The 1,315-nt window shown below is 64.7% G+C and carries 2 protein-coding genes; both read left to right on the forward strand.

The window, feature by feature from the left end; translation table 11 throughout:
- Positions 1-323: AMP-binding enzyme (locus tag AC1DS3_RS38740; protein ID WP_477129375.1), on the forward strand; the 323-nt coding region annotated here is incomplete at its 5' end.
- A gap of 223 nt (positions 324-546) precedes the next feature.
- Positions 547-1,296 carry an SDR family oxidoreductase gene (locus AC1DS3_RS38745; RefSeq protein ID WP_477129376.1) on the forward strand — a complete coding sequence of 250 codons (750 nt, stop codon included), beginning with the start codon at positions 547-549 and terminating at the stop codon, positions 1,294-1,296.
- Positions 1,297-1,315 lie beyond the last annotated feature (19 nt).

The following is a 1,315-nucleotide window of genomic DNA, read 5'->3' on the forward strand; positions in this document are numbered from 1 at the left end:
CCTCGGGCTACCGGGTCGGCCCGTTCGATGTAGAGAGCGCGCTGATCGAGCATCCGGCGGTGGTCGAGACCGCGGTCATCGGCAAGCCCGACCCGGAACGCACCGAACTGATCAAGGCCTTTGTCGTGCTCGGCCCGCAATACAAGGCGAGCCCGGCGCTGGCCGAAGAACTGCGCCTGCACGTGCGCAATCGCCTCGCGGCCCACGCCTATCCCCGCGAAATCGAGTTCGTGCCCGAGTTGCCGAAGACGCCAAGCGGCAAGGTCCAGCGCTTTATCCTGCGCAGCCAGGAAGTGGCGCGGCAGCGCGAGGCGCAGGCGTAGCGTTGCCGGCACGGCTGCCGGCGCAGCAAGACATTGGGGGCGCTGCTTGGCAGCGCCCTTTTTCCTTTTCCCTGAGTCCGCGTGTGGTTGGAAGCGCTTTTCGACAGGCCGCCAAAGATGTCCAATCTTATCGAACGAGCTTGCCAACTCTTTCGTATGGCTTATTGCCCCGCGCTGTCCATACTCCATTCACACCACCACACCACGTTCTCAGGAGAACACCATGAATCGCTTCGAAGGCAAAACCGTACTGGTCACTGGCGGCAACAGTGGCATGGGCCTGGCTACCGCGCAGGCATTCGCCGCCGAAGGCGCGCGCGTCATCGTGACGGGCAGGGACACCGCGACGCTGGAAGCCGCCAAGCCCACGCTGGGCGCTAACGCGCTAGCCATCCAGAATGACGCCGGCACCGTGGACGCCGCCCGCGCGCTGGCAGAACGCCTCACCGATGAAGGCATCAAGCTCGACGCCGTGTTCATCAACGCGGGCATCGCCAGGTTCGCACCGCTGTCGGATGTCGAGGAATCGATGTGGGACCAGACCTTCAATACCAATGTGAAGGGCCCCTTCTTCCAGATCCAGGCACTGGCGCCGCTGTTCAATCCAGGCGCGTCGATTGTGCTCAACGGCTCCATCAACGCGCACATCGGCATGCCGTCATCTGCGGTCTACGCGGCCAGCAAGGCCGGCCTCATCTCGCTGGCCAAGACGCTCTCCGCCGAGCTGCTGCCGCGTGGCGTACGCGTCAATGTGCTCAGCCCGGGCCCGGTGAGCACGCCGCTCTACGGCAAGCTCGGCCTGGACGCCGACACCCTCGCCAACACCGCTGCCCAGATCAAGAGCCAGGTCYCGCTCGGCCGCTTTGGCGACCCGAAGGAAATCGCGGCGACGGTGCTGCATCTCTCGGCCACCGAATCGGCGTTCATCGTCGGCACGGAGATCATCGTCGATGGCGGCATGAGCCAGCTGTGAGGCTTGAGCTGGCTTAGCT

This window comes from Cupriavidus sp. 01L46 (genome assembly GCF_056399905.1).